Annotated in this window: 1 pseudogene; it reads right to left on the bottom strand. The window is 37.7% G+C overall.

From position 1 onward, the window contains the following. A pseudogene (locus tag PL9631_RS26515) lies at window positions 1-764 on the bottom strand (hypothetical protein); the annotation flags it as partial.

The raw sequence follows: 764 nt of genomic DNA, 5'->3' as shown, positions 1-764 counted from the left end.
AGGGTTTGGGAATTATTAATAATTGCTTTAGTTAAATTATTGCTAATATTTTGATAGAAATCATTGGGATTGGGATAATTCGTCAGAAACTCTTTAATAAAGTTGGTAACGGGGATAATATTAGGGAAATTTTCTAAACCGTTAACCTGATCAATACTGAGTACAACATCGCTAACTGTTCCGCCTTGAACGGGTATACCCAGATTTTTTATTTCGACCCGCACAACTTGGTCAGAACTGCTTGTCGGACTGCTGATTGATGTACTAAAAAAGGGATCAGATAAAACTGAACCGGGGCTACGTCGCAGTTCCACTGAGACGGAATCCACTGCTCCTGCTAATCCCAATGCTTGGGCATTATTGATAATTGTGTTAGTTAAATTATTGCTGATATTTTGATAGAAATCGTTAGGATTTGGATAATTTGTGAGAAAATCTTTAGCAAAGTTAGCCAGGGGAATAATATCGGGGAAGGTTCCTAAATTATCAACATGATTAATATTAATCGTTGCATCTGCGACCGTTCCCCCCTGAACAGGTATTAACAGATCTTGGAATTGAAGTTTCACAAGCTGATCGGAATTTCCCGTGGCAGTTTGAGTAGATTGACTAACAAAAGCATAGGGTAAAACACCAACGGGTTCACGGAGAAGTTCGACGGATAGAGCGTCAAATGTTCCAGCAATTCCTAGGGTTTGGGAATTATTAATAATTGCTTTAGTTAAATTATTGCTAATATTTTGATAGAAATCATTGGGATTGGG

The sequence above is a fragment of the Planktothrix paucivesiculata PCC 9631 genome (assembly GCF_900009265.2).
Classification (GTDB): domain Bacteria; phylum Cyanobacteriota; class Cyanobacteriia; order Cyanobacteriales; family Microcoleaceae; genus Planktothrix; species Planktothrix paucivesiculata.
The sequence above is the reverse complement of the archived record's forward strand: the minus strand, read 5'-3'. Positions and strand labels throughout refer to the sequence as shown.